This is a genomic window from Curtobacterium sp. LFS079 (genome assembly GCF_047977865.1).
GTDB lineage: Bacteria > Actinomycetota > Actinomycetes > Actinomycetales > Micrococcaceae > Arthrobacter.
On sequence record NZ_JBFPFO010000018.1, the window covers coordinates 1 to 21,008 of the forward strand.

The 21,008-nt window shown below is 64.3% G+C and carries 22 protein-coding genes; 13 read left to right on the plus strand and 9 right to left on the minus strand.

The window, feature by feature from the left end:
• Positions 1-124: 124 nt before the first annotated feature.
• Positions 125-418, minus strand: coding sequence for an HPr family phosphocarrier protein (locus tag ACNQPB_RS19080; RefSeq protein ID WP_498753998.1), 294 nt, complete (start codon positions 416-418; stop codon positions 125-127).
• A 160-nt stretch (positions 419-578) separates the two neighbouring features.
• Between ACNQPB_RS19080 and ACNQPB_RS19085 the strand changes: the two genes are divergently transcribed.
• Positions 579-1,361 carry a GntR family transcriptional regulator gene (locus tag ACNQPB_RS19085; RefSeq protein WP_498753999.1) on the plus strand — a complete coding sequence of 261 codons (783 nt, stop codon included), beginning with the start codon at positions 579-581 and terminating at the stop codon, positions 1,359-1,361.
• Positions 1,362-1,438: 77 nt separating this feature from the next.
• On the opposite strand, the gene qcrB is transcribed toward ACNQPB_RS19085, so the two are convergent.
• The 4 genes from qcrB to ctaE all read right to left on the minus strand — a co-directional run bounded on the left by qcrB (position 1,439) and on the right by ctaE (position 5,771).
• A complete protein-coding gene (qcrB, locus tag ACNQPB_RS19090; protein ID WP_498754000.1) occupies positions 1,439-3,109 on the minus strand; it encodes a cytochrome bc1 complex cytochrome b subunit in 1,671 nt (556 codons plus the stop codon).
• Positions 3,087-4,157, minus strand: coding sequence for a cytochrome bc1 complex Rieske iron-sulfur subunit (qcrA, locus tag ACNQPB_RS19095; RefSeq protein WP_498754001.1), 1,071 nt, complete (start codon positions 4,155-4,157; stop codon positions 3,087-3,089). Before qcrA ends, qcrB begins: the two co-directional genes overlap by 23 nt.
• Before the next feature lie 99 nt (positions 4,158-4,256).
• A complete protein-coding gene (gene qcrC / locus ACNQPB_RS19100) occupies positions 4,257-5,045 on the minus strand; it encodes a cytochrome bc1 complex diheme cytochrome c subunit (RefSeq protein ID WP_498754002.1) in 789 nt (262 codons plus the stop codon).
• Between the two features lie 87 nt (positions 5,046-5,132).
• Complete coding sequence (gene ctaE / locus ACNQPB_RS19105) at positions 5,133-5,771, minus strand: aa3-type cytochrome oxidase subunit III (RefSeq protein ID WP_498754003.1); 639 nt, start codon at positions 5,769-5,771, stop codon at positions 5,133-5,135.
• A gap of 148 nt (positions 5,772-5,919) precedes the next feature.
• Here ctaE and trpD point away from each other — a divergent pair, with 148 nt between their 5' ends.
• Positions 5,920-6,978, plus strand: a complete 1,059-nt coding sequence (gene trpD, locus ACNQPB_RS19110) for an anthranilate phosphoribosyltransferase (protein ID WP_498754004.1) — start codon at positions 5,920-5,922, stop codon at positions 6,976-6,978.
• 25 nt (positions 6,979-7,003) lie between these two features.
• Here trpD and ACNQPB_RS19115 read toward each other — a convergent pair whose 3' ends face one another.
• Entirely contained in the window at positions 7,004-7,285 is a 282-nt protein-coding gene (locus ACNQPB_RS19115; RefSeq protein WP_115789157.1) for an Lrp/AsnC family transcriptional regulator, read from the minus strand.
• Between the two features lie 75 nt (positions 7,286-7,360).
• Positions 7,361-7,756 (minus strand): DUF3054 domain-containing protein, encoded by a 396-nt coding sequence (locus tag ACNQPB_RS19120; protein ID WP_498754005.1) that lies wholly within the window; start codon positions 7,754-7,756, stop codon positions 7,361-7,363.
• Positions 7,757-7,862: 106 nt separating this feature from the next.
• Here ACNQPB_RS19120 and ACNQPB_RS19125 point away from each other — a divergent pair, with 106 nt between their 5' ends.
• The 8 genes from ACNQPB_RS19125 to ACNQPB_RS19160 all read left to right on the plus strand — a co-directional run bounded on the left by ACNQPB_RS19125 (position 7,863) and on the right by ACNQPB_RS19160 (position 14,257).
• The gene (locus ACNQPB_RS19125; RefSeq protein WP_498754006.1) at positions 7,863-8,240 is read left to right on the plus strand and encodes a VOC family protein; all 378 of its coding nucleotides are present in this window, start codon (positions 7,863-7,865) and stop codon (positions 8,238-8,240) included.
• Between the two features lie 84 nt (positions 8,241-8,324).
• Complete coding sequence (locus tag ACNQPB_RS19130; protein WP_498754007.1) at positions 8,325-8,780, plus strand: VOC family protein; 456 nt, start codon at positions 8,325-8,327, stop codon at positions 8,778-8,780.
• 52 nt (positions 8,781-8,832) lie between these two features.
• The gene (locus ACNQPB_RS19135; RefSeq protein ID WP_498754008.1) at positions 8,833-9,264 is read left to right on the plus strand and encodes a VOC family protein; all 432 of its coding nucleotides are present in this window, start codon (positions 8,833-8,835) and stop codon (positions 9,262-9,264) included.
• Between the two features lie 377 nt (positions 9,265-9,641).
• A complete protein-coding gene (locus tag ACNQPB_RS19140; protein WP_498754009.1) occupies positions 9,642-11,000 on the plus strand; it encodes an MFS transporter in 1,359 nt (452 codons plus the stop codon).
• A gap of 65 nt (positions 11,001-11,065) precedes the next feature.
• Complete coding sequence (gene bglB / locus ACNQPB_RS19145) at positions 11,066-12,226, plus strand: beta-galactosidase BglB (RefSeq protein ID WP_498754010.1); 1,161 nt, start codon at positions 11,066-11,068, stop codon at positions 12,224-12,226.
• Between the two features lie 13 nt (positions 12,227-12,239).
• On the plus strand, positions 12,240-13,004 hold the full coding sequence (gene kduD, locus ACNQPB_RS19150) for a 2-dehydro-3-deoxy-D-gluconate 5-dehydrogenase KduD (protein ID WP_498754011.1): 765 nt from the start codon (positions 12,240-12,242) through the stop codon (positions 13,002-13,004).
• A 42-nt stretch (positions 13,005-13,046) separates the two neighbouring features.
• Positions 13,047-13,895, plus strand: coding sequence for a 5-dehydro-4-deoxy-D-glucuronate isomerase (gene kduI, locus ACNQPB_RS19155; RefSeq protein ID WP_498754012.1), 849 nt, complete (start codon positions 13,047-13,049; stop codon positions 13,893-13,895).
• An 8-nt stretch (positions 13,896-13,903) separates the two neighbouring features.
• Positions 13,904-14,257 carry an L-rhamnose mutarotase gene (locus ACNQPB_RS19160; protein WP_498754013.1) on the plus strand — a complete coding sequence of 118 codons (354 nt, stop codon included), beginning with the start codon at positions 13,904-13,906 and terminating at the stop codon, positions 14,255-14,257.
• 53 nt (positions 14,258-14,310) lie between these two features.
• On the opposite strand, the gene ACNQPB_RS19165 is transcribed toward ACNQPB_RS19160, so the two are convergent.
• The gene (locus tag ACNQPB_RS19165) at positions 14,311-15,339 is read right to left on the minus strand and encodes a LacI family DNA-binding transcriptional regulator (RefSeq protein WP_498754014.1); all 1,029 of its coding nucleotides are present in this window, start codon (positions 15,337-15,339) and stop codon (positions 14,311-14,313) included.
• Between the two features lie 143 nt (positions 15,340-15,482).
• On the opposite strand from ACNQPB_RS19165, the gene rhaI reads away from it, so the two are divergent.
• From rhaI to ACNQPB_RS19180, 3 genes are read left to right on the plus strand one after another with little or no spacing between them, the layout of a single operon-like run.
• Complete coding sequence (gene rhaI, locus ACNQPB_RS19170; RefSeq protein WP_498754015.1) at positions 15,483-16,649, plus strand: L-rhamnose isomerase; 1,167 nt, start codon at positions 15,483-15,485, stop codon at positions 16,647-16,649.
• 5 nt (positions 16,650-16,654) lie between these two features.
• A complete protein-coding gene (locus tag ACNQPB_RS19175; protein ID WP_498754016.1) occupies positions 16,655-18,706 on the plus strand; it encodes a bifunctional aldolase/short-chain dehydrogenase in 2,052 nt (683 codons plus the stop codon).
• Complete coding sequence (locus ACNQPB_RS19180) at positions 18,703-20,208, plus strand: rhamnulokinase (protein ID WP_498754017.1); 1,506 nt, start codon at positions 18,703-18,705, stop codon at positions 20,206-20,208. The genes ACNQPB_RS19175 and ACNQPB_RS19180 overlap by 4 nt, the downstream gene beginning before the upstream one ends.
• A 103-nt stretch (positions 20,209-20,311) precedes the next feature.
• Here the strand turns inward: ACNQPB_RS19180 and ACNQPB_RS19185 are convergent, their stop codons facing one another.
• Entirely contained in the window at positions 20,312-20,734 is a 423-nt protein-coding gene (locus ACNQPB_RS19185; RefSeq protein WP_498754018.1) for a hypothetical protein, read from the minus strand.
• Positions 20,735-21,008: the final 274 nt, after the last annotated feature.

Genomic DNA, 21,008 nt, shown 5'->3' on the forward strand with positions numbered 1-21,008 from the left:
CCCCCCCCCCACCCCCGCGGCCGCGCCCCCCCCAGCCCGGGGGCCCCCCCCCGTCGCTGTTTAATAGATAGCTGTTTAACCGGATAGCTGCAGGCTGGACCGGGTCCGGAAGGAGATGGCCCGCTCAGCGGGCGTCAGGGGCCTCCAGGAGCGCCGCGAGGGACTCGAGGGCATCATCCACCTCGCGCGGGCTCGTCCCGGCGGGGACGGCGTCTGCCGTGACGTCCAGGATCACGTCACAGCCGTGGGCGAAGTCCTCGGTCATGACCTCCAGGAGCGAGCGGGCGTCGACGGCGGGATGCCCCGGCTTGCTGATGGTGACCGGGAGGCCCGTGGCCGTCACCGCCCTGACGAACACGGCCGCCGCACGTGCGTGAAGGCCGATCTCCGCGGCGACAGTGGCTTTGTGCTCCGGCAAACCGGCTCCTTTGCTCTGGCGGAACGGGGCCGCCCGGTGAAAATGATCCTTAAAAGCCTAACGCAGCAGTGTTCGTGCGGACGCCCGGCGGAGCATGGTCGCGGGGGATTCGCCTACGCTTGTCCTATGGAATTACCCGCCTTTGGACCCGTGGTCTGCCGTGTCCGTTGACGCTTCGAAAATCATCGGGGAAATCGACCGCAAGAGCGGTGTCCCGATCTATGTCCAGCTGCGCGAAATCCTTCGTACGTTCATCACGGACTCATGCCGGCCAGGCGCGGCGTTGCCCTCGGAACGGGACCTCTCCGAACGGTTCGGATTGGCACGCATGACCGTGCGCCAGGCGATTGACGCCCTGGTGGGCGAGGAGATCATCGAAAGGGTGGTCGGCCTCGGGACCTTCGTCCGGAAGCCCAAACTGGACCTCCAAGTGAAACTGACTTCCTACAGTGAAGAAATGCAGCGTCGCGGGATGGTGCCCGCAGCCAAGGTGCTGAGCTTTGAGCAGATCGCTGCCAGCGCCTTCCTCGCCCGCGAACTCCAACTGGACGAGGGAACTCCCGTGGTGCGCTTCAGGCGCCTCCTGTTGGCCGACAATGAGCCAATGAGCGTCGACGAGAACTTCATCCCGGCACACCGTGTCCCGGGTTTCCTGGATGAAGCCCCGCCGACGTCCCTCTACAACGTCCTGAGCGAGAGATACGGCCTCGTCATGGAGTGGGGGGAGGACATGATCGAGGCCACGGCGGCCTCGCCGTCAACGGCGCGCCTGCTCAACGTCGACGTGGGATCGCCGCTGCTCAAGATCCAGCGCCACGCCTTCGTGGCCAGGGCCATGGTGGACTATTCGGTGTCCTATTACCGCGCTGACCGCTACAAGCTCTGGGTTCCGCTGCAGCGTCCGGGCGTGCGGCCCACCAGGGGACAGCGCACAGGCTATTAGGAGCTGGTGTCGGAAACCGGGACCAGATGCAAGAAGGGCCCCGTCCGATTGGACGGGGCCCTTCTTTTGCGTCGGAACTAGTGGCTCAGGCTCTTTTGCTCGGCGCCTTCGATGGCTTCGTGGTGGCCGTGTGCATGGGCGGCTTCCACTTCAGCAGGCGTTGCCGGGGCAACGCGGTCTTCGAAGAACCACTTGGAGAGTGCCGCGCGGCGCTTCTCCTTGCGGGTCACGACACCGTGCTCGTTCGGCTGGGCCGGGATCGGAGCAAGGGACTCGAAGCCGACCAGCTTGTACTGCTTGTAATCGTCAAGCGGTGCGTGGACTTCGATGAATTCGCCGTGGGGCAAGCGGACGATGCGTCCGGTCTCGCGGCCGTGCAGGGCGATCTCGCGGTCCTTGCGCTGCAGGGCGAGTGCGACGCGCTTGGTGACCGTGAAGGCAATGATCGGGCCGATGAAGAACAGGGCGCGCAGCCAGTAGGTCACGTCGTTCAGGGCCACGTGGAAGTGCGTGGCGATGAGGTCGGAGCCGGCGGCTGCCCACATCACGCAGTACCAGGTGAAGCCCGCCACGCCGATCGCCGTACGGGTCGGGGCGTTGCGCGGACGGTCCAGCACGTGGTGTTCGCGGTTGTCCTTGGTGATCCAGCGTTCGATCCACGGGTAGGTGAACAGGACCGTGAAGATGATGCCTGCCGGAACGAGGGCCGGCAGCAGCACGTTCAGGGTCAGGACGTGGCCGAAAATCACGTACTCGAAGTGGAAGTCGTTGACCACACCGGGCATGAGGCGCAGGGCGCCGTCTACGAAGCCGATGTACCAGTCGGGCTGGGTACCGGCGGACACCGGGGAGGGGTCGTACGGGCCGTAGTTCCAGATCGGGTTGATGGTGAATGCTGCCGCCATCAATGCGATCACGCCGAACACGATGAAGAAGAAGCCGCCGGCCTTGGCCGCGTAAACCGGGCCCAGCGGGTAGCCGACGACGTTGCCGTCGTTGCGGCCCGGGCCTGGGTACTGGGTGTGCTTGTGGACCACGACCATGAACAGGTGGATCACGATCATCAGCAGAATGAGTGCCGGAACCAGCAGGATGTGCAGCACGTACAGGCGACCGATGATTGCCGTACCCGGGAACTCGCCGCCGAAGAGGAAGAACGAGATGTACGTTCCGATGACCGGGATGGACTTGATGACACCGTCGATGATGCGCAGGCCGTTGCCGGAGAGCAGATCGTCGGGGAGCGAGTAGCCCGTGAAGCCGGCAGCCATGGCCAGGATCAGCAGCACGCCGCCGACCACCCAGTTCATTTCACGCGGCTTGCGGAAGGCGCCGGTGAAGAACACGCGGAGCATGTGGACACCCAGCGAGGCCACGAAGAGCAGTGCTGCCCAGTGGTGCACCTGGCGGAAGAACAAGCCGCCGCGGACATCGAACGAGATGTTCAGCGACGAGTTGTAGGCCACCGACATCTCGACGTTGTACAGCGGCGTGTAGGAACCCTGGTAGTGGGTTTCCGCCATGGACGGGTCGAAGAAGAACGTCAGGAAGGTACCCGACATCAGCAGGATGACGAAGGAGTACAGCGCCACTTCGCCGAACATGAACGACCAGTGGTCCGGGAAGACCTTCCGGCCGAACTCGCGGAGGATTCCGGAGCCGCCGACGCGCTCGTCAACGAAGTCCGTGAAGCGGCCAACTTTGGTCTTGGCGACGAAGGGGGCTTCAGCTGTTGATGCGGCGCTCATGCTCGTCACGCTCCCAGTAACTCGGTCCTACAGGTTCTTTGAAGTCGCTCGTGGCGACAAGGTAGCCCTCAGCGTCAACTGCGATGGGCAGCTGGGGGAGCGGGCGGCTGGCCGGGCCGAAGATGACCTTGCATTCCTGGGTCAGGTCGAAGGTCGACTGGTGGCAGGGGCACAGCAGGTGGTGCGTCTGCTGCTCGTACAGAGCAACCGGGCAACCGACGTGGGTGCAGATCTTGGAGTAGGCAACGATGCCGTTGTAGCTCCAGTCTTCGCGGCCGGGGGAGATCTTCAGCGAGTCCGGGTTCAGGCGCATGAGCAGGACGACGGCCTTGGCCTTTTCGTTCAGCTTGCCTTCGTGGAGTTCGTTGAGGCCTTCCGGGATCACGTGGAACGCCGAGCCGATGGTCACATCGGATGCCTTGATCGGGGTGCCGTCGGGGTCGCGGGTGAGGCGCTTGAGCTTGCCCTCCTGCGGAGCCCACATGGTGTGTGCGAGCTTGTCGTCCGGGCGGGGACCGAGGTCCCCGAACACGGCGATTGCCGGCAGGGGAGCCAGGGCGACAGCACCCAGGAGGGTGTTGCGGATCAGCGGCCGGCGCTTGATGCCGGTCTCTTCGACGATGTCGTCCACGATGCGCACGGCAGCCTGGCGGTCTTCCTCGGTGCGGATCGCGTGGCGCTCTTCCGAGACCTCGTGGTCCGGCATGAGGGCCTTGGCCCAGTGGACGATGCCGGTGCCGATGCCGAGCATCGCGAAGGCGGTGCCCAGGCCCAGCAGCAGGTTCTGGTTGCGGATCGCGGCAATCGTCGAGTCGTTGCCGAGATCGATGGCGAAGTACGCGCCAAGGAAGATCAAGGTACCGACAATTGAGACGCCAAACAGAATGGCTACCTGACGCTCGGCTCGCTTCGCGGCCTTCGGGTCCGTGTCAGCCAGGCGCAAACGATGCGGAGGAAGCCCAGGGTCCTGGAACTTCTCCACTTCATTCTGACCAGCCGTAGCTACGGTGCCCGAGTGGTTCGGACTGCCGTCACTATGGTTGCCCATAATTCGCCTCATCCTTCTCTCGTTGTCCCGGCAGGTGCCGGGGGGATTTTCAATTCAAAGCTGCTGCGTTCAGGCAGCAGAAATTCCTGGACGCGCCGCTTAGGACGAGCGGGAAGTCAGCCAGATGGTGAACGCGATGATCACGCCAAGCCCGGCAACCCAGACAAACAGGCCTTCCGACACCGGGCCGAGCGCGCCAAGGTCGGCACCGCCGGGGGAGCCGTTAGCCTCGATCTGCTTCAGGAAGGTGATGACGTTGCGCTTGCTCTCGGGGGAGATGTTGGCATCGTTGAAGACCGGCATGTTCTGCGGGCCGGTGGCCATGGCTTCGTAGATGTGCTTGCCGCTCACGTCTGCCAGGGCCGGAGCGAACTTGCCCCGGGTGAGGGCACCACCGGCAGCTGCAGCGTTGTGGCACATGGCGCAGTTGGTCCGGAACACCTCGCCGCCTTCGGCTGCGTTGCCCTTCTCGTCGAGGAGGTGTTCTTCGGGAATGGCCGGACCTGCGCCGAGGGAAGCGACGTAGGCAGCCAGCTGGTTCGTCTGGGTTTCGTTGAACTGCAGCGGCTTCTTTTGGGCCTGGGGGCCGTTCATCTGCATGGGCATGCGGCCGGTGCCAACCTGGAAGTCAACCGCAGCTGCACCAACACCGACCAGCGAAGGGCCGTCCTTGGATCCGCTGGCGCCCATGCCGTGGCAGGTGGCGCAGTTGGCCTCGAACAGCTTCTTGCCCTCTTCGGTGTCGCTTGCACTGAAGGTGGTGGTTTCTGCCTTGGCCTGGTTGACCGTCGTGGCGACGGCGTACAGCCCACCAGTGAGGAGGAGTCCCATCAGCAGCAGCGCAATGGCTGCCAGTGGGTGACGTCGCTTCTGCGAGAGTGCCTTCACGTGGTGGTTCCTTAATTCGATCCTGCGTCGGCTTCGGGAGCCGCTTCTTTGTTGTTCAGGCCCTTGCGTGGCAAGGGCCAAGCCTTGCTACTTGAGGACGTAGATGACCAGGAAGAGGCCGATCCACACGACGTCCACGAAGTGCCAGTAGTAAGAGGTGACAATTGCCGACGTGGCTTCGAAGTGCCCGAACTTCTTGGCAGCGAACGCGCGGCCGATGATGAAGAGGAAGGCAATGAGGCCGCCGATGACGTGCAGACCGTGGAAGCCGGTGGTGATGTAGAAGGCAGAGCCGTAAGCGTTGGAGGATAGCGAAACGTGCTCGGAGACAAGCATCGCGTATTCCGTGGTCTGCCCGGCAACGAAGAAACCACCCATGAGGAACGTGAGGACGAACCACTCATTCATGCCCCAACGGGCGAACTGGAACACACCGCCCCGGCGGCGCGGCTCAAGGCGTTCCGCAGCGAAGACACCCATCTGGCAAGTGAAGGAGCTTGCTACCAGGACGATGGTGTTGACGAGCGCAAACGGGAAGTTGAGCTTGGCGGTCTCTTCAGCCCACAGCGCTCCGGAAGTGGAGCGCAGGGTGAAGTACATGGCAAAGAGGCCGGCGAAGAACATCAACTCACTGGACAGCCAAACAACCGTTCCAACGGAAACGAGATTGGGGCGGTTCAGCGTCGGGTGCGCCGGGGTACTGGGGGCATGGGTCGCAGATGTCACAAGGACATTATGTCTGTAAAAGTCCTGAGTTCCCAACGCGAACCGCCTTTTGGGAGCACTTTTTCTACAAACACGCGAAATCGCGCGGAAAAGTTCCCGCCGTCTTTCACATTGGTCATCTACCCGGCTCCCTCGCTAGCATCAAGTGGTGACTTCACCGGCATCCGAGCAGCAGGCAAACAACACCTGGCCAGGCCTCATCGCCGCCTTGATCAGGAAACAGGATCTCTCACTCGAGAACACGGCGTGGGCGATGAACACGATCATGTCAGGAGAAGCGACTCCGTCCCAGATTGCAGGTTTCCTGGTCGCACTCCGTTCCAAGGGCGAAACGGTCGAGGAAGTCACAGGCCTTGTCGAGGCCATGCTCGCCAACGCCAATCCGGTGTCCATCCCGGGCGAAAAGCTCGACATCGTCGGCACGGGCGGTGACCAACTTAACACCGTCAATATCTCCACCATGGCGGCCCTCGTGGCGGCCGGAGCCGGAGCGCGGGTCGTCAAGCACGGTAACCGCGCGGCGTCGTCCTCTTCCGGCTCCGCGGATGTGCTGGAGGCGCTCGGGGTCCGCTTGGACCTTCCGATCGACCGCGTTGCCCGTAATGCCGAGGAAGCCGGCATTACGTTCTGCTTTGCGCAGGTCTTCCACCCGTCCTTCCGGCACACCGCGGTGCCGCGGAAGGAACTCGGAATCCCCACTGCTTTCAACTTCCTGGGCCCCATGACGAACCCTGCCCACGTGCAGGCCTCGGCCGTCGGCGTCGCGAATGCGTCGATGGCACCGCTGGTGGCCGGTGTGCTTGCCCGGCGGGGGAGCAGGGGACTGGTGTTCCGAGGGGAAGACGGGCTGGACGAACTGACGACCACGGGCCCATCCACCGTGTGGGAGATCCGTGACGGCGAGGTCCGGGAACAGCGTTTCTCGCCCGCCGAGCTGGGGATAGCGTTCTCGACCATCGACGAACTGAAGGGCGGCGACGCGAAGGCGAATGCCGCCGTCGTGCGCAGCGTCCTGGACGGAGCGCCGGGCGCCGTGCGCGACGCCGTCCTGCTTAACGCCGCCGCCGGACTGGTGGCCTTTGCCGAAACGGCCGAAGGAAGCCTGCTCGAACGGATGGACGCCGCCTACAAGCGGGCCGGCGAGTCGGTCGACTCCGGAGCGGCCGCGAAGGTCCTGGAGACCTGGATCGGGCTCAGCCAAGGCTGAGCCCTTCGGCGTGATGCCGCTGCGCCTACTGCTCGAAGCCGAGCGCGAATGCGGCGTCGAGGTCGTGCTGGGAGTATGCGCGGAACGCGATGTGGGTCGTGGTGTGCACGACCGCGGGAACCTTGGACAGCCGGTCGGCGATGACGTCGGCCAGTTCCTCATGCTTCGCCACCCGCGCCACCGCGATCAGGTCCCACTCGCCCGTGACGGAGTAGACCTCGCTGATGCCCTGGATCGCCGAGATCTCCTCGGCTGTTTCCGGAATGCGGGAAGCGTCGGTCTTGATCAGGACAAAGGCAGTGATCACTGTGGGGCCTTTCCTACATGCGGCGATGAGCCGGTGCGTCGGTGGACGAGTGCAAGCCTAATGCATTGCCCGGGCTCAGGACCGGCGGCGGGACGTCTGCAGCCGGACCACCAGGGCCCACAGCAGGCGGTATCCGAGCAGGAAGACCGCGAGCGTGATCAAGGCGACCACGATGAATGCGACGGCGGCGGTGTGCCCGCTTGCCAGCCGGAGCAGCATGCCCCCGGCCACTGTGCTGATCCAGATCAAGACGCCGGCCGGCCAGGTCCGAAGCGGGGCGCGCCAAGCCCGGGCAATCAGCCAGCCGGCTGCTGCGCCGGCGAGGAACGGCCAGGCCGTGTCCACGACCCCGAGCACGGATTCTCCGCGCTGGTGGGTGTCCCGGCCAATTGCCGCGAACAGCAAAATCAAAGCGGCATCGATGACGGCAGCGGAGATGGGCAGTAGGGATCCGCGGGGGCTTGAAGGCATGTTCAGACCTTATCCCGCCGGCATTCCCGTTCCGAATCCCCACGGCCTTGAAGCCGGGTTTCCACGGGAGCAGGATGGGGCTGGACGGTCAACGGCGGGAGGATCCATGAAAGTCATCCAGATCGCGCAGCGCGCGGTGGACCTCGAGCGGGCCACCGCTTTCTATTCGCATTTGCTGGGTGCGGGGCCGGTTGCACGATTCGAGCAACCGGGCCTGGTGTTCTTCGACCTCGGCGGCGTCCGGCTGCTCCTTGAACACGGAGCACCTTCCGCCTTGATCTATCTGGAGCAGCCTGATCTTACGGCGGCTCTTTTCAGGCTTGAACAGGCCGGAGTGAAGGTCGTCGCACGGCCGCAGTTGATCTTCATCCACCCTGACGCGACCTTGGGTCCCGCGGGAACCGAGGAGTGGATGGCATTCATTGAAGACAGCGAAGGCAACACCGTGGCGCTGGTATCGCGCACGCCGGCCGCGGGCGACTGACGGACCGTTGTGCTGGAGGTGTCTGCGGGCTAGCCTCAATCGGGGGCTCAAAGCGCCATCAGCATATGGGAGGGACGCATAGTCATGCAGAAGATTTCCACCTGTCTTTGGTTCGACGGCGAGGCCGAGGAAGCCGCAGCCTTCTACACGGGGATTTTCCCCGATTCATCAATCGGCACCACGACGCCAGGTCCGGACGGCAAGGCCCAGACGGTTGAGTTCAGTCTCGAAGGCCGGGAATTCCTTGGCCTCAACGGCGGACCGCTGTTCAACTTCACCGAGGCGGTGTCCTTCGTTATCAATTGCGGCTCGCAGGAAGAGATCGACCGTTATTGGGAGGCCCTGACTGCCGGTGGCGAGGAGAGCCAGTGCGGCTGGCTCAAGGACAGGTTCGGCGTCTCCTGGCAGGTCGTCCCGACGGCACTGCCCGGCCTGCTCTCAGGTCCTGACCCTGAAGGCTCCCAGCGGGCCATGGAAGCCATGCTCAAGATGCAGAAGCTCGACCTGGGGCTCCTGCAACGGGCATACGACGGAAACTGACGGCAGCAGGCACCAAATCAGCAGTATCAGCGAAAGAGGAGAAGAAAAGAAAATGGCAACACGTCTTAACCCGTACCTTTCCTTCCGCGACAACGCCCGGGATGCCATCACCTTCTATGAGTCGGTGTTTGGCGGGGAACTGAACATCAGCACGTTCGGTGAGTTCCAGGCCAGCCAGGACCCCGCCGAGGCGGACAAGGTCATGCACGCCATGCTCGTTTCGGACAACGGCCTGGTGCTGATGGCTGCGGACACGCCGAATGCCATGTCCTACAACCCGGGAGACAACATCTCGGTGTCCCTCAGCGGAGACAGCAGTGACGAGGCGGAACTGCGCGGTTATTGGGAGAAACTGTCCGACGGCGGCACGGTGGCCATGCCGCTTGAGGCAGCTCCCTGGGGCGATACCTTCGGGATGTGTACGGACAAGTTCGGCATCGCCTGGCTTGTGAACATCGCAGGCGCCCAGCCGGCAGACGGGTAGCGGCCGGGTGGGCGGAGGCAGTGCAGCCTCCGCCCACCCGGTGAGACCCGGCCCCGCGCTGCGGCCGGCAACCGGCCCAAACAGCATGACCGCCCTGGGGAACGAATACCGGACAGCTCCGCCCAAAGGATTGAATCGTCTCAGTCGAGTTTGCGTTACGAACATTTTCCCGACCCTCCCGGGTGCGGCATCAGAGCCGGATTTCTCCGTATTTCAGGGCTATTCGTGGAGTCATTGACGTAACAGTCGTCACCTTCTATGATTTATGAATCGATTCAAAACGTGAAATTCCTGGCCTGCAAGGCTCCGGCCGCCCAGCATTCACGAAGACCAACCGGATTTCCGGCTCCTTGCCAAAGACGACGAAGGATCAGCCAATGAGCACCATGCCTCCAGGGGATGTCCGCCCCAACGTGGACGCAACCATCGATAGGAGAGACCCGAAGAAGGCCGCGATGAGCGGCTGGATCGGGAGCGCGCTTGAGTACTACGACTTCGCCCTGTACTCGCTTGCAGCGACGCTGATCTTTCCCTCGATCTTCTTCCCCTCCGAGAATCCGACCGTCGCGATCATCGCCTCGCTTGCCACGTACGCAGTGGGTTATGTTTCCCGCCCCGTCGGTGCCGTAGTCCTCGGAGCCTACGGCGACAAACATGGGCGCAAGCACGTGCTTGTCTTTGCAATGCTGCTGATGGGTTTCGCGACCTTCGCCGTAGGACTCCTGCCCACGTATGGCCAGGTGGGGCTGCTCGCTCCCGCCCTCCTTGTCGCACTGCGCCTGATCCAGGGGTTCGCAGTGGCGGGGGAGCTGGGCGGCGCCAGTGCCATGATCGTGGAACACTCGCCGGACGCCAGGCGTGGCTTCTTTGCGAGCTTCAGCCTCCAGGGAACCCAGGTCGGCTCCATCCTGGCCACCGGCGTCCTTCTTCCGCTGGCCGCGCTTTTGCCCGAAGAGCAGTTCCACGGGTGGGGCTGGCGCGTTCCCTTCCTTCTTAGTGCCATCGTGATTCTTGCGGGTTACTACATCCGGCGCCGGGTCCAGGAACCGCCGGCATATCTGGCCCAGGCCAGCAGCGCGGCGGTGAAGCAGCGGTTCCCGTTCTTCGATCTGCTGCGCATCCGCCCCTGGGTCCTGGTCCGCTGCATCATCATGACCTTCACCAACGTAGTTGGAATGGCGACCCTGATCTTCGGTGTTTCCTATGCGACGCAGAAGGGCTATGGCATCGGCTTTTCCAGCAGCGATTTCCTGTGGGTCTCGTTGCTGGCCAACGTCACTGCGGTCCTGACGATCCCGTTGTTCGGTGCGCTTTCGGACAGGATCGGCCGGCGGCTGCTCATGGTGGCCGGCGGTATCGGCGGTGGCCTCCTGGCCGGGGGCTATCTGTGGGCGGTTGAGCAGCGGAGCCTGGTCCTGGTCTTCATCTGTGTCGTGGTGGTCCAGGGGATCTTCTTCCAGATGTGGAACGCAACCTTCGCCACGTTCTTCCAGGAGCAGTTCCCCATGCGGATCCGGGTGACTGGTTTCGCGGTGTCCCAGAACATCGGTCTGATGATCGCCTCCTTCTTCCCGAGCATCTTCACGGCAATCGCACCTCCCGGGACGGCGAACGTTCCTCTCGTCATCGGGCTGACCACGTTCGGAATCTGCATCGCTTCTGCTGTAGCGACCCTGTTGTCCTCCGACACGAAGGGCAAGTCGCTTGCAGACCTCGAAGGACAGAAAGCCGGGTAACTGCCAACGCGGAAGGCCCGTAGACGAATCACGATGACAACCCACGCAAGACACGGAGAACGGTGATGACTGAAACGACCGAAGGACCACAGACGGTATGGCCTGTGAAACACAGTCCGTTGTTGCGGGCACCCGAGCGCTTCATCTCCCGGGGCGGACTCCAGGAACTGGTGCAACGGCTCACGGACAATCTGGTGCACATCACGGACGAGACGGGGCAGTTCCTGCTCCGGCTCGATGACGGCAGGGTGATCGACACCAAAGGCTGGGCGGGCTGGGAGTGGACGCATGGCGTCGGGCTTTACGGAATCTGGCAATACTACGACCAGACCGGCGACACGAAGATGCGGGACATCATCGATTCCTGGTTCGAAGCCCGGCTGGCCGAAGGCACGACGAAGAACGTCAACACCATGGCGCCGTTCCTGACGCTTGCGTGCCGCTACGAAGAGACGCAGGAGCGCACACTCCTCCCGTGGCTGGATTCCTGGGCTGAGTGGGCCATGCGGGAGATGCCGCGTACGCCCCACGGCGGCATGCAGCACATCACGCTCGCGGAGGAAAACCACCACCAGCTTTGGGACGACACGCTCATGATGACCGTCCTGCCGCTGACCAAGATCGGTTTGCTCCTAGGCAGGCAGGACTACGTGGACGAGGCCACCTTCCAGTTCCTGACGCACGTGGCATATCTCATGGACCGCGAAACGGGTCTGTGGTTCCATGGCTGGTCCTTCGAGGGCAACCACAACTTCGCCAAGGCACGCTGGGCGCGCGGCAACTCCTGGCTGACCATGGTGATCCCCGATTTCCTCGAGCTGGTGGACCTTCCCGAAAACGACCCGGTTCGCCGCTTCCTGCTTGAAGTCCTGGACGCCCAGGTGTCTGCCCTTGCGAAACTGCAGGACGCCTCCGGGCTCTGGCATACCCTCCTCGATGATCCTTCGTCGTACCTTGAAGCGTCGGCAACGGCAGGGATTGCGTACGGAATCCTCAAGGCGGTGCGCAGGGGCTACATCGAGCCGAAGCACGGCCCGGTGGCTGAGAAGGCCGTCCGCGCGGTCATTTCGAACATTTCCGACGACGGCGAACTTCAGCAGGTCTCCTTCGGCACCGGCATGGGGCCGGACCTGGACTTCTACCGCGACATTCCGCTGACATCGATGCCGTACGGGCAGGCCATGGCCATCCTGTGCCTGGCAGAGTACCTGCGGACCTATTACTGAGAGAGGGGAACTGATGGTTCTCGATTCATTCCGGCTTGACGGAAAGGTCGCCTTGGTGACGGGCTCGTCCCGCGGGCTGGGGCAGGGCGCCGCAGTGGCGCTGGCCGAGGCGGGTGCCGACGTCGCGCTCCTGAACCGGGCCCGGGCAGAAGAGACCGCCGAATTGGTAAAGGCTGCAGGCCGCCGGGTCCAGATCATCGAACAGGACCTGGGCACGGCAACACCAGTGGAGTTGGATGCCTCGGTGCAGTCCGTCGTCGACACTCTCGGCCGGATCGACATCCTCGTGAACAATGCCGGGATCATCCGGAGGGCGCCACTCCTCGAGCATCCGTCCTCGGACTGGGATGCCGTGCTGGCGACGAACCTTGATGCGGTGTTCCACCTTTCGCAGGCCGCAGCGAGGCGATACGTAGCCCAAGGGGGAGGAAAGATCATCAACATCGCCTCGATGCTGTCTTTCCAAGGCGGCATCCTGGTCCCCGCATACGCGGCCAGCAAGCACGCGGTGGCCGGGCTGACGAAGTCCTTCGCGAACGAACTCGCCGCCCACGGTGTCAATGTGAACGCGATTGCGCCCGGCTACATGGCCACTGAAAACACGGCACCGATCCGGTCGGACTCAAACCGCGAGAAGGCGATCCTGGAGCGCATCCCGGCCGGAAGATGGGGCACCCCGGAGGATCTGCAGGGCGCGTTCGTCTTCCTGGCCTCACCGGCGTCGGATTATCTGAACGGCGCGATCATCCCCGTCGACGGCGGCTGGCTCGTCCGCTGATTCCGCACCGAAGACACAACCCTTCAACTGGAGAAATGACTCATGGAACAACGCTACGCAACCAGCCCGGACCAGCTGCCCGGCTTTGACACCAAGGACCTCCGCGCCCGGTACCTCGTCGAGGACATCTTCGTGCCCGGCGAGGTGAAGGCTGTCTACACGCACCACGACCGGATCGTGGTCGGCGGCGCCGTGCCTGCAGGCAAGCAGGTTCGGCTGCCGGCGTTCGACGAACTTCGTGCAGACTACTTCCTGGCCAACCGGGAAATCGGCATCATCAATATCGGCGGCACCGGCACCGTCACTGCCGACGGCGATGGCTACACCCTTCCCAACGGCGCGTGCCTGTACATCGGCCGCGGAACCCGGGACGTCGTCTTCTCCGACACTGATGGCGCGACCGCTGACGGCGAGGCCAATGGTGCGCAGTTCTATCTGTTCAGCGCACCCGCCCACACCAGTTACGAAACCCAGCTCGTCCTGAAAGGGCAGGGGACCGTGCGGGAACTCGGTGACCAGCTCACCAGCAACCGCCGGTCACTGAACCAGTACATCCACGAGAAGGGAGTCCGCTCCTGCCAGATCGTCATGGGCGTCACCGAGCTTCACCCGGGCTCCATGTGGAACACCATGCCGGCACATACGCACGACCGGCGCACGGAATGCTACCTGTACTTCGATGTGCCGGAGGAGGCCCGCGTGATCCACCTGATGGGCCAACCCGATGAAACGCGCCACCTCCTTGTCGCCGACCGCCAGGCAGTGATTTCGCCGTCGTGGTCGCTGCACTCTGGCGTCGGCACCGCGGCGTACTCATTCATCTGGGCCATGGCGGGGGAGAACCAGTCCTTTGACGACATGGATGCCGTTCCCGTCAGTTCCCTGAGCTGAACGGGACCATGAAACGCGTCTGTTTCCAGCTCCAGGTCAAACCCGCGCGCACCGAGGAATACAGGCAGCGCCATGCCGAGGTCTGGCCGGAGATGCTGCATGCGCTGAAGGACAGCGGATGGCACAACTACTCGCTCTTCCTCCGGCCCGACGGACTGCTGATCGGCTACTTCGAAACGGAAGACCTTGACGCGGCCCGGAGCCGGATGGCCGCAACGGACGTCAACGCGCGGTGGCAGGCCCAAATGGCGGAATTCTTCGATGACCTTGAGGGAGCGCCCGACGAAGGCTTCGTTCAGTTGACGGAGGTGTTCCATCTCGAGGACCAGTTGGATCGCCCGCCTGCGGGCAACGAGGGATGATCTGAAATTGCGAGCCGCGTCCCGGGACTCCGGGACGCGGCTCATTCACGGCCTTAGGGGAGTGCAGCGGGAGCTAGCGTGCTCGTACTGGCCCGCACCACCAGCTCGGGGTTGAACACTACGTGCTCCCGGGCCCCGGAGGGGTCTTCGAGCTCCTGTGCCAGCAAGCGGATGGCGGTCCGCCCGATCTCTTCCGCCGGCTGGCGGATGGAGGACAGGGGCACCACTGCCGAGCGCGCGAAAGCAATGTCGTCGTAGCCGATCAGGGCCACGTCTTCCGGAATGCGCAATGAATTCAGCAGCAGCACGGACTGCATGACGCCCGTGGCCAGCAAATCGTTCGCGCAGAAGATCCCGTCCGGCAAGAGGTGGCGTGGACGCTGCACCAGGGCATCGCCCACGCTCCGCCCGGCGAGCACGTCCAGGTCTTCGGTCGGGAGGAACTCCAGGGAGACTCCCGGATGTTCGGCGATCGCCTTCTCTGCCCCCCTGAGACGGTCGGCCACCTGCTGCAGGTGCCGTCCGCCACCGACGAAGGCGATCCGCGTCCGTCCCTGCTCCAGCAGGTGTGTTGCGGCCAGGTATCCGCCGTGGACGTCGTCCACGGAAACCGAGCTGTACAGGGCCGGATCGCCCTCACGGTCAACGAGCACGACGGAGACGCCCCTCGTCTTCAGCTCAGCCACCCGGGCGGTGAGGTCGCCGACCGGTGTGATCAGCAGGCCTTGAACGCGCTGTTCCTCGAAAAGGTCGATGTAGCGGGATTCCCGCTCCTTGTCGTGGCGGCTGCTGGCGAAGACGATCGAATTGCCCTCGACGGCGGCCGCATCTTCCGCACCCCGCGCCAGGGACGCGAAGAACGGGTTGGCAGCGTCCAACATGATCAAGCCGATCGTCCGGCTTCGTCCGGCGCGGAGCTGACGCGCAGCATCATTGCGCACGAAGCCAAGCTCATCGATCGCGCGGAGGACCTTCTCCTTGGTCCTGGGGCTGACCCTCTCTGGATGGTTCAGCACGTGCGAGACCGTGCCCACCGCAACCCCCGCCCGGTCGGCGACATCCTTCACACTTGCCGAGCGCACCCTGCCTCCTGACGTTTCCGCTTTGACCCTTGACACGTTACTAGATACAACTTACATTTGAAACGAACTTATGAAACGATTCAAAAGGCAGCGGGAGACCGGTTCACCTTGAATCGTCCGCCCTTGGAATTAGAGGTCCGCCCATGACACTGTTGTCCAGCATCCTGCCACGCCTCGAGGGGCTCGCCATCGAAGTCCCTTCGTGGGCATATGGCAATTCGGGGACACGTTTCAAGGTGTTCGGCACGCCGGGAACGCCGCGCACCGTCCAGGAGAAGCTGGCCGACGCCGCGAAGGTCCATGAGCTCACGGGCTTGGCGCCCACGGTCGCCCTGCACATTCCATGGGACAAGGTGGAAGACTACTCGGAGCTCCGTGCGTACGCGGAAAGCCTCGGTGTCGGGCTGGGCACGATCAACTCGAACACTTTCCAGGATGACGAGTACAAGTTCGGTTCGCTGACGGCGTCGGACGACGCCGTCCGGCGCCGCGCGATCGATCACCACCTTGGGTGCATCGAGATCATGCATGCCACGGGCTCCCGGGACCTGAAGGTCTGGTTGGCGGACGGCACCAACTACCCGGGCCAGGACGATATGCGCGGACGCCAGGACCGGCTGGCCGAGTCCCTCCAGGAGATCTACGCCGCCCTCGGCGACAGGCAGCGCCTGGTCCTTGAATACAAGTTCTTCGAGCCGGCTTTCTACCACACCGATGTTCCCGACTGGGGCACCTCCTACGCCCAGACGGCGGCGCTGGGGGAGAAGGCGTTCGTGTGCCTGGACACCGGTCACCACGCTCCCGGCACGAACATCGAGTTCATCGTGATGCAGCTGCTGCGCCTGGGCAAGCTTGGTTCCTTCGACTTCAACTCGCGCTTCTATGCCGACGACGACCTGATCGTCGGCGCGGCGGATCCGTTCCAGCTCTTCCGCATCATGCACGAAGTGATCCGCGGAGGGGGACTGGCCAAGGACTCCGGCGTCGCCCTGATGCTTGACCAGTGCCACAACCTGGAGGAAAAGATCCCGGGTCAGATCCGTTCGGTCCTGAACGTGCAGGAAATGACCGCCCGCGCACTGCTCATCGACACCGCAGCGTTGGCCGAGGCCCGGCGGGCCGGGGATGTCCTGGCCGCCAACGGCATCTTCAACGATGCCTTCTACACCGATGTCCGCCCGGCCCTGGCCGAGTGGCGTGAATCCCGCGGCCTGCCCGCCGACCCGATCGCTGCCTGCAAGGCCAGCGGTTACCAGAAGAAGATCAACGAGGACCGCGCAGGCGGCCAGCAAGCCGGATGGGGCGCATAAAGAGCATGAACATGCAGAACACAGCGAACAAAACCGTTGAAGACCTGATCACCCGTTCCAACCGCCTTGGCGCGGACAGGCGGAACACCAATTTCGCCGGCGGCAACACGTCCGCCAAGGGCACCGGGACGGACCCCGTGACGGACCAGGACGTCGAACTGCTTTGGGTCAAGGGCTCCGGCGGCGACCTGGGCACGCTGAAGACCGAAAACCTGGCTGTTCTGAGGCTGGATCGCCTGCAGGCACTGAAGGATGTATACCCCGGCGTCGAGCGTGAAGACGAAATGGTGGCTGCCTTCGATTACTGCCTGCACGGCAAGGGCGGTGCAGCACCGTCGATCGATACCGCCATGCACGGCCTGGTGGACGCGGCCCATGTGGACCACCTGCACCCGGACTCGGGCATCGCGATCGCGACGGCGGTGGACGGCGAGGCGCTGACGTCCAAGATCTTCGGCGAGAAGGTTGTCTGGGTTCCGTGGCGCCGTCCCGGTTTCCAGCTCGGGCTGGACATCGCAGCGATCAAGGAAGCCCACCCGCAGGCCATCGGCACCATCCTGGGTGGCCACGGCATTACGGCGTGGGGCGCGACCAGCGAAGAAGCAGAGGCCAACTCGCTGTGGATCATCGACACCGCCGAGAGGTACATCGCCGAGAACGGCAAGGCCGAGCCCTTCGGGCCTAAGCTTCCCGGCTACGCCGCGCTGCCGGACGGCGAGCGCCTCGCCAAAGCTGCCGCCCTCGCGCCCGTGATCCGCGGCCTGGCCTCCACGGACAAACCGCAGCTGGGGCACTTCAGCGATGACGCCGTCGTGCTGGAATTCCTCGAATCCGCCGAGCACCCGCGGCTGGGTGCGCTGGGCACTTCCTGCCCGGACCATTTCCTGCGCACCAAGGTCAAGCCGCTGGTGCTGGACATGCCGGCGGGTGCCTCGATCGAGGACTCGGTGGCGCGTCTCAAGGAGCTGCACGCCGAGTACCGCGAGGACTATCAGGCGTACTACGACCGGCACGCCGACGCCGACTCCCCGGCTTTGCGGGGCGCTGATCCGGCGATCGTGCTGATTCCCGGTGTGGGCATGTTCTCCTACGGCAAGGACAAGCAGACCGCCCGCGTGGCCGGGGAGTTCTACCTCAACGCCATCAACGTGATGCGCGGCGCAGAGGCCATCTCCAGCTATGCACCGATCGAGGAATCCGAGAAGTTCCGCATCGAATACTGGGCGCTGGAAGAAGCCAAGCTCGCCCGGATGCCCAAGCCCAAGTCCCACGCGACCCGTATCGCTTTGGTGACCGGTGCGGCGTCGGGCATCGGCAAGGCGATCGCCAGCCGCTTGGCGTCCGACGGCGCGTGCGTGGTGATTGCCGACCTGAACCTCGAGAACGCCCGGGCCGTCGCCACGGAACTGGGCGGACCCGACGTCGCCATTGGCGTCCAGGCCGACGTGACCGACGAAGCGCAGATCGCCGCCGCGATCCAGGAAGCAGTGCTCGCGTTCGGCGGCCTGGACCTGGTGGTCAACAACGCCGGCCTGTCCATCTCCAAGCCGCTGCTGGAAACCACCGAAAAGGACTGGGACCTGCAGCACAACGTCATGGCCAAGGGCTCGTTCCTGGTCTCCAAGGCCGCGGCGAAGGTCATGATCGACCAAGGCCTGGGCGGAGACATCGTCTACATCTCCTCCAAGAACTCCGTGTTCGCCGGCCCGAACAACATCGCCTATTCCGCCACCAAGGCCGACCAGGCCCACCAGGTCCGGCTCCTCGCCGCGGAACTAGGCGAGTACGGCATCCGCGTCAACGGCATCAACCCTGACGGCGTGGTCCGCGGCTCGGGCATCTTCGCCGGCGGCTGGGGCGCCAAGCGCGCGGCGGTCTACGGAGTCGACGAGCAGGAACTGGGCAAGTACTACGCCCAGCGCACACTGCTGAAGCGCGAAGTCCTGCCCGAGCATGTGGCCAACGCCGCCGCCGTGCTGACCAGCAACGAACTGTCGCACACCACCGGCCTGCATATCCCCGTGGACGCCGGCGTCGCCGCGGCCTTCCTGCGATGAGCGCCGGTTCCGCGGCGGGCACCGCTCCGGCAGTTGCCGGGGCGGCGGTGGCGCCGCCCGTGTTCGTCGCCGTCGACATCGGAGCGTCCTCCGGGCGGGTCATGCTGGGACGTATCGGTGAGGATACAGGCGCCTCCTTGGAAACCGTGCACCGTTTCCCCAACGGCGTGATGGAGCTCGACGGCGGCCTCCGCTGGGATTTCGACGCCCTCTACGCCGAGGTGCTGACGGGGCTAGCGGCGGCCGCAGGAACGGCCGCCGCTCGCGGAGAGCGGATCGCCAGCGTCGGAATCGACACCTGGGCCGTGGACTACGGCCTGGTCAACTCCGCGGGTGAACTCGTGGCCCAGCCGTACAGCTACCGTGACGATCGCAGCCGCGGCGCCGTCGAGCGGGTCCATCGGGTCCTCGGACCTGGGCGCCTGTACGCCACCACCGGCCTGCAGTTCCTCCAGTTCAACACGATCTACCAGCTGGCCACGGAGACGTCCCTTGAAGGGCTGCAGGCACTGTTGATTCCGGACCTGATTGTCTTCCTGCTTACCGGAGAGCGCCGGACCGAAGCCACCAACGCCTCCACCACAGGCCTTTTCGACGCCGTTGCGGGGGAGTGGGCCACGGGCCTGTTCGAGTCCCTTGGCCTGCCGCTGGCGCTCTTTCCACCGTTGGTGCAACCGGGTGAAACCATCGGAACTTTGCTGCCGGAAATTGCCGCCCGGACCGGCCTGCCGGCCGGCACCGCGGTGGTCGCCGTCGGCTCGCACGACACCGCCTCGGCAGTTGCCGCAGTCCCGGCCGTGGATACGGACTTCGCCTATGTTTCCTCCGGTACGTGGTCCCTGGTGGGCGTGGAGCTGGATAAACCCGTCCTGAGCGAAGCAAGCCGGCTTGCCAACTTCACCAACGAGCGCGGCGTGGACGGAACCATCCGCTACCTGCGGAATGTCGGCGGGCTGTGGCTGCTGAGCGAATGCCAGCGGGCATGGGAGGCCGAGGGACACCGGCAGGACTTGGGCACGCTTCTCGACGCGGCCGCCGCACTGCCCGCCGGGGGACCGCAGGTCAATGCCGACGACCCCGTATTCATCGCCCCGGACAACATGCCCGAGCGGATCCGGGCGGCAGCGAGGCTAACCGGTGCGGTCCTGCCGGACCGGCCAGCCGCCGTCGTCCGCTGCATCCTGGACAGCCTGGCCGCCGGCTACGCCCGTGCACTGGCAAGCGCCGAACAGCTCTCCGGAAAGCAGGCCGCCGTGGTCCACATCGTGGGAGGCGGTTCCCAGAACCGGCTCCTGTGCCAGCTGACGGCCGACGCGTCAGGCAGGACCGTCATCGCCGGACCGGTAGAGGCGACGGCCCTGGGCAATGTGCTGGTCCAAGCGCGTGCAGCGGGTGTGGTCTCGGGAACCTTGGCAGAGCTACGACTGTTCACAGCCCCGGCTCAGTCCGCCGCAACGCACCACCCGCGCGTCGGCACTGAGCGAAACGCAATGCGGCGCTAAGCCCGTTTGGCACAGGTCGTAGGCCGGCGAACTACTCGCCTACGACCCGCGGTTCGCGAGGAATCCGCTGGCACCCGTGAAGGCACACCAATTCCGCAGACTCCTAGTCGAAGCGGACTTCTGCAGCGGACGCGTTCACCGTGTCGAGCCGGTGTTCTTCGATCAGGGCCAGAGCATCCAGTTCTTCTGCGCGGGTGGTGCGCTCGAGCGAGGCCCGTTCGGAGACTTCGCGAAGGATTTTGCCCACGAGGACGGCCAAACCGGCTTTGAGCTCTTCGAGGTTGGTGTTGGTGATCAGGAGGCGTCTGTCCGAGACGCGCAGTTCGACCTCGCTGTAGCCGGCTTCGGCCAGACTCCTGGCTACGGCCGCGCCGTGGAGAAGGTCCAGTTCCCGGGCTTGAGGCCTACGGGAGAAGGCTGCCGGGACGGTGTAGATGGTGGAGCCTTTCGCTGTGCCGATGTCATGGGGCAGGGCAGAGGCAAGAACGCCGCTAAGGGTTAGGGGCTGGTAATGGGTAATGGTCATGGCTTCTTGGCCAACGTTTCTCTTGGATGCACTGTCGGATCCGCGAAAACGTGGGAACGGCTGTGGCTGAAATGGGGTCCGGATCGGGACCCCTACTGGAGGTTGTTGCTTCCGTATTGTTCTGCAGGTGCAGTACGGTCGGAGCCGCCCTCGTTGTCCCAGCTTTCCGCAACGTCCTCATCAATGTGACTCGGCGTCACATCAATGGTTTCCACGGGCGCATCTGAGGGATCGGGCTCATTGCTCGGGGATCCACATTCTTCTCACGGCTTCC

Excerpts from the sequence above, each read along its gene's own strand:
- qcrB (WP_498754000.1), bottom strand. The coding sequence starts at position 3,109 with ATGAGCGCCGCATCAACAGCTGAAGCCCCCTTCGTCGCCAAGACCAAA.
- qcrA (WP_498754001.1), bottom strand. The coding sequence starts at position 4,157 with ATGGGCAACCATAGTGACGGCAGTCCGAACCACTCGGGCACCGTAGCT.
- ACNQPB_RS19120 (WP_498754005.1), bottom strand. The coding sequence starts at position 7,756 with ATGCCTTCAAGCCCCCGCGGATCCCTACTGCCCATCTCCGCTGCCGTC.
- ACNQPB_RS19125 (WP_498754006.1), top strand. The coding sequence starts at position 7,863 with ATGAAAGTCATCCAGATCGCGCAGCGCGCGGTGGACCTCGAGCGGGCC.
- ACNQPB_RS19130 (WP_498754007.1), top strand. The coding sequence starts at position 8,325 with ATGCAGAAGATTTCCACCTGTCTTTGGTTCGACGGCGAGGCCGAGGAA.
- ACNQPB_RS19135 (WP_498754008.1), top strand. The coding sequence starts at position 8,833 with ATGGCAACACGTCTTAACCCGTACCTTTCCTTCCGCGACAACGCCCGG.
- ACNQPB_RS19140 (WP_498754009.1), top strand. The coding sequence starts at position 9,642 with ATGAGCACCATGCCTCCAGGGGATGTCCGCCCCAACGTGGACGCAACC.
- bglB (WP_498754010.1), top strand. The coding sequence starts at position 11,066 with ATGACTGAAACGACCGAAGGACCACAGACGGTATGGCCTGTGAAACAC.
- kduD (WP_498754011.1), top strand. The coding sequence starts at position 12,240 with ATGGTTCTCGATTCATTCCGGCTTGACGGAAAGGTCGCCTTGGTGACG.
- kduI (WP_498754012.1), top strand. The coding sequence starts at position 13,047 with ATGGAACAACGCTACGCAACCAGCCCGGACCAGCTGCCCGGCTTTGAC.
- ACNQPB_RS19160 (WP_498754013.1), top strand. The coding sequence starts at position 13,904 with ATGAAACGCGTCTGTTTCCAGCTCCAGGTCAAACCCGCGCGCACCGAG.
- rhaI (WP_498754015.1), top strand. The coding sequence starts at position 15,483 with ATGACACTGTTGTCCAGCATCCTGCCACGCCTCGAGGGGCTCGCCATC.
- ACNQPB_RS19175 (WP_498754016.1), top strand. The coding sequence starts at position 16,655 with ATGAACATGCAGAACACAGCGAACAAAACCGTTGAAGACCTGATCACC.
- ACNQPB_RS19180 (WP_498754017.1), top strand. The coding sequence starts at position 18,703 with ATGAGCGCCGGTTCCGCGGCGGGCACCGCTCCGGCAGTTGCCGGGGCG.
- ACNQPB_RS19185 (WP_498754018.1), bottom strand. The coding sequence starts at position 20,734 with ATGACCATTACCCATTACCAGCCCCTAACCCTTAGCGGCGTTCTTGCC.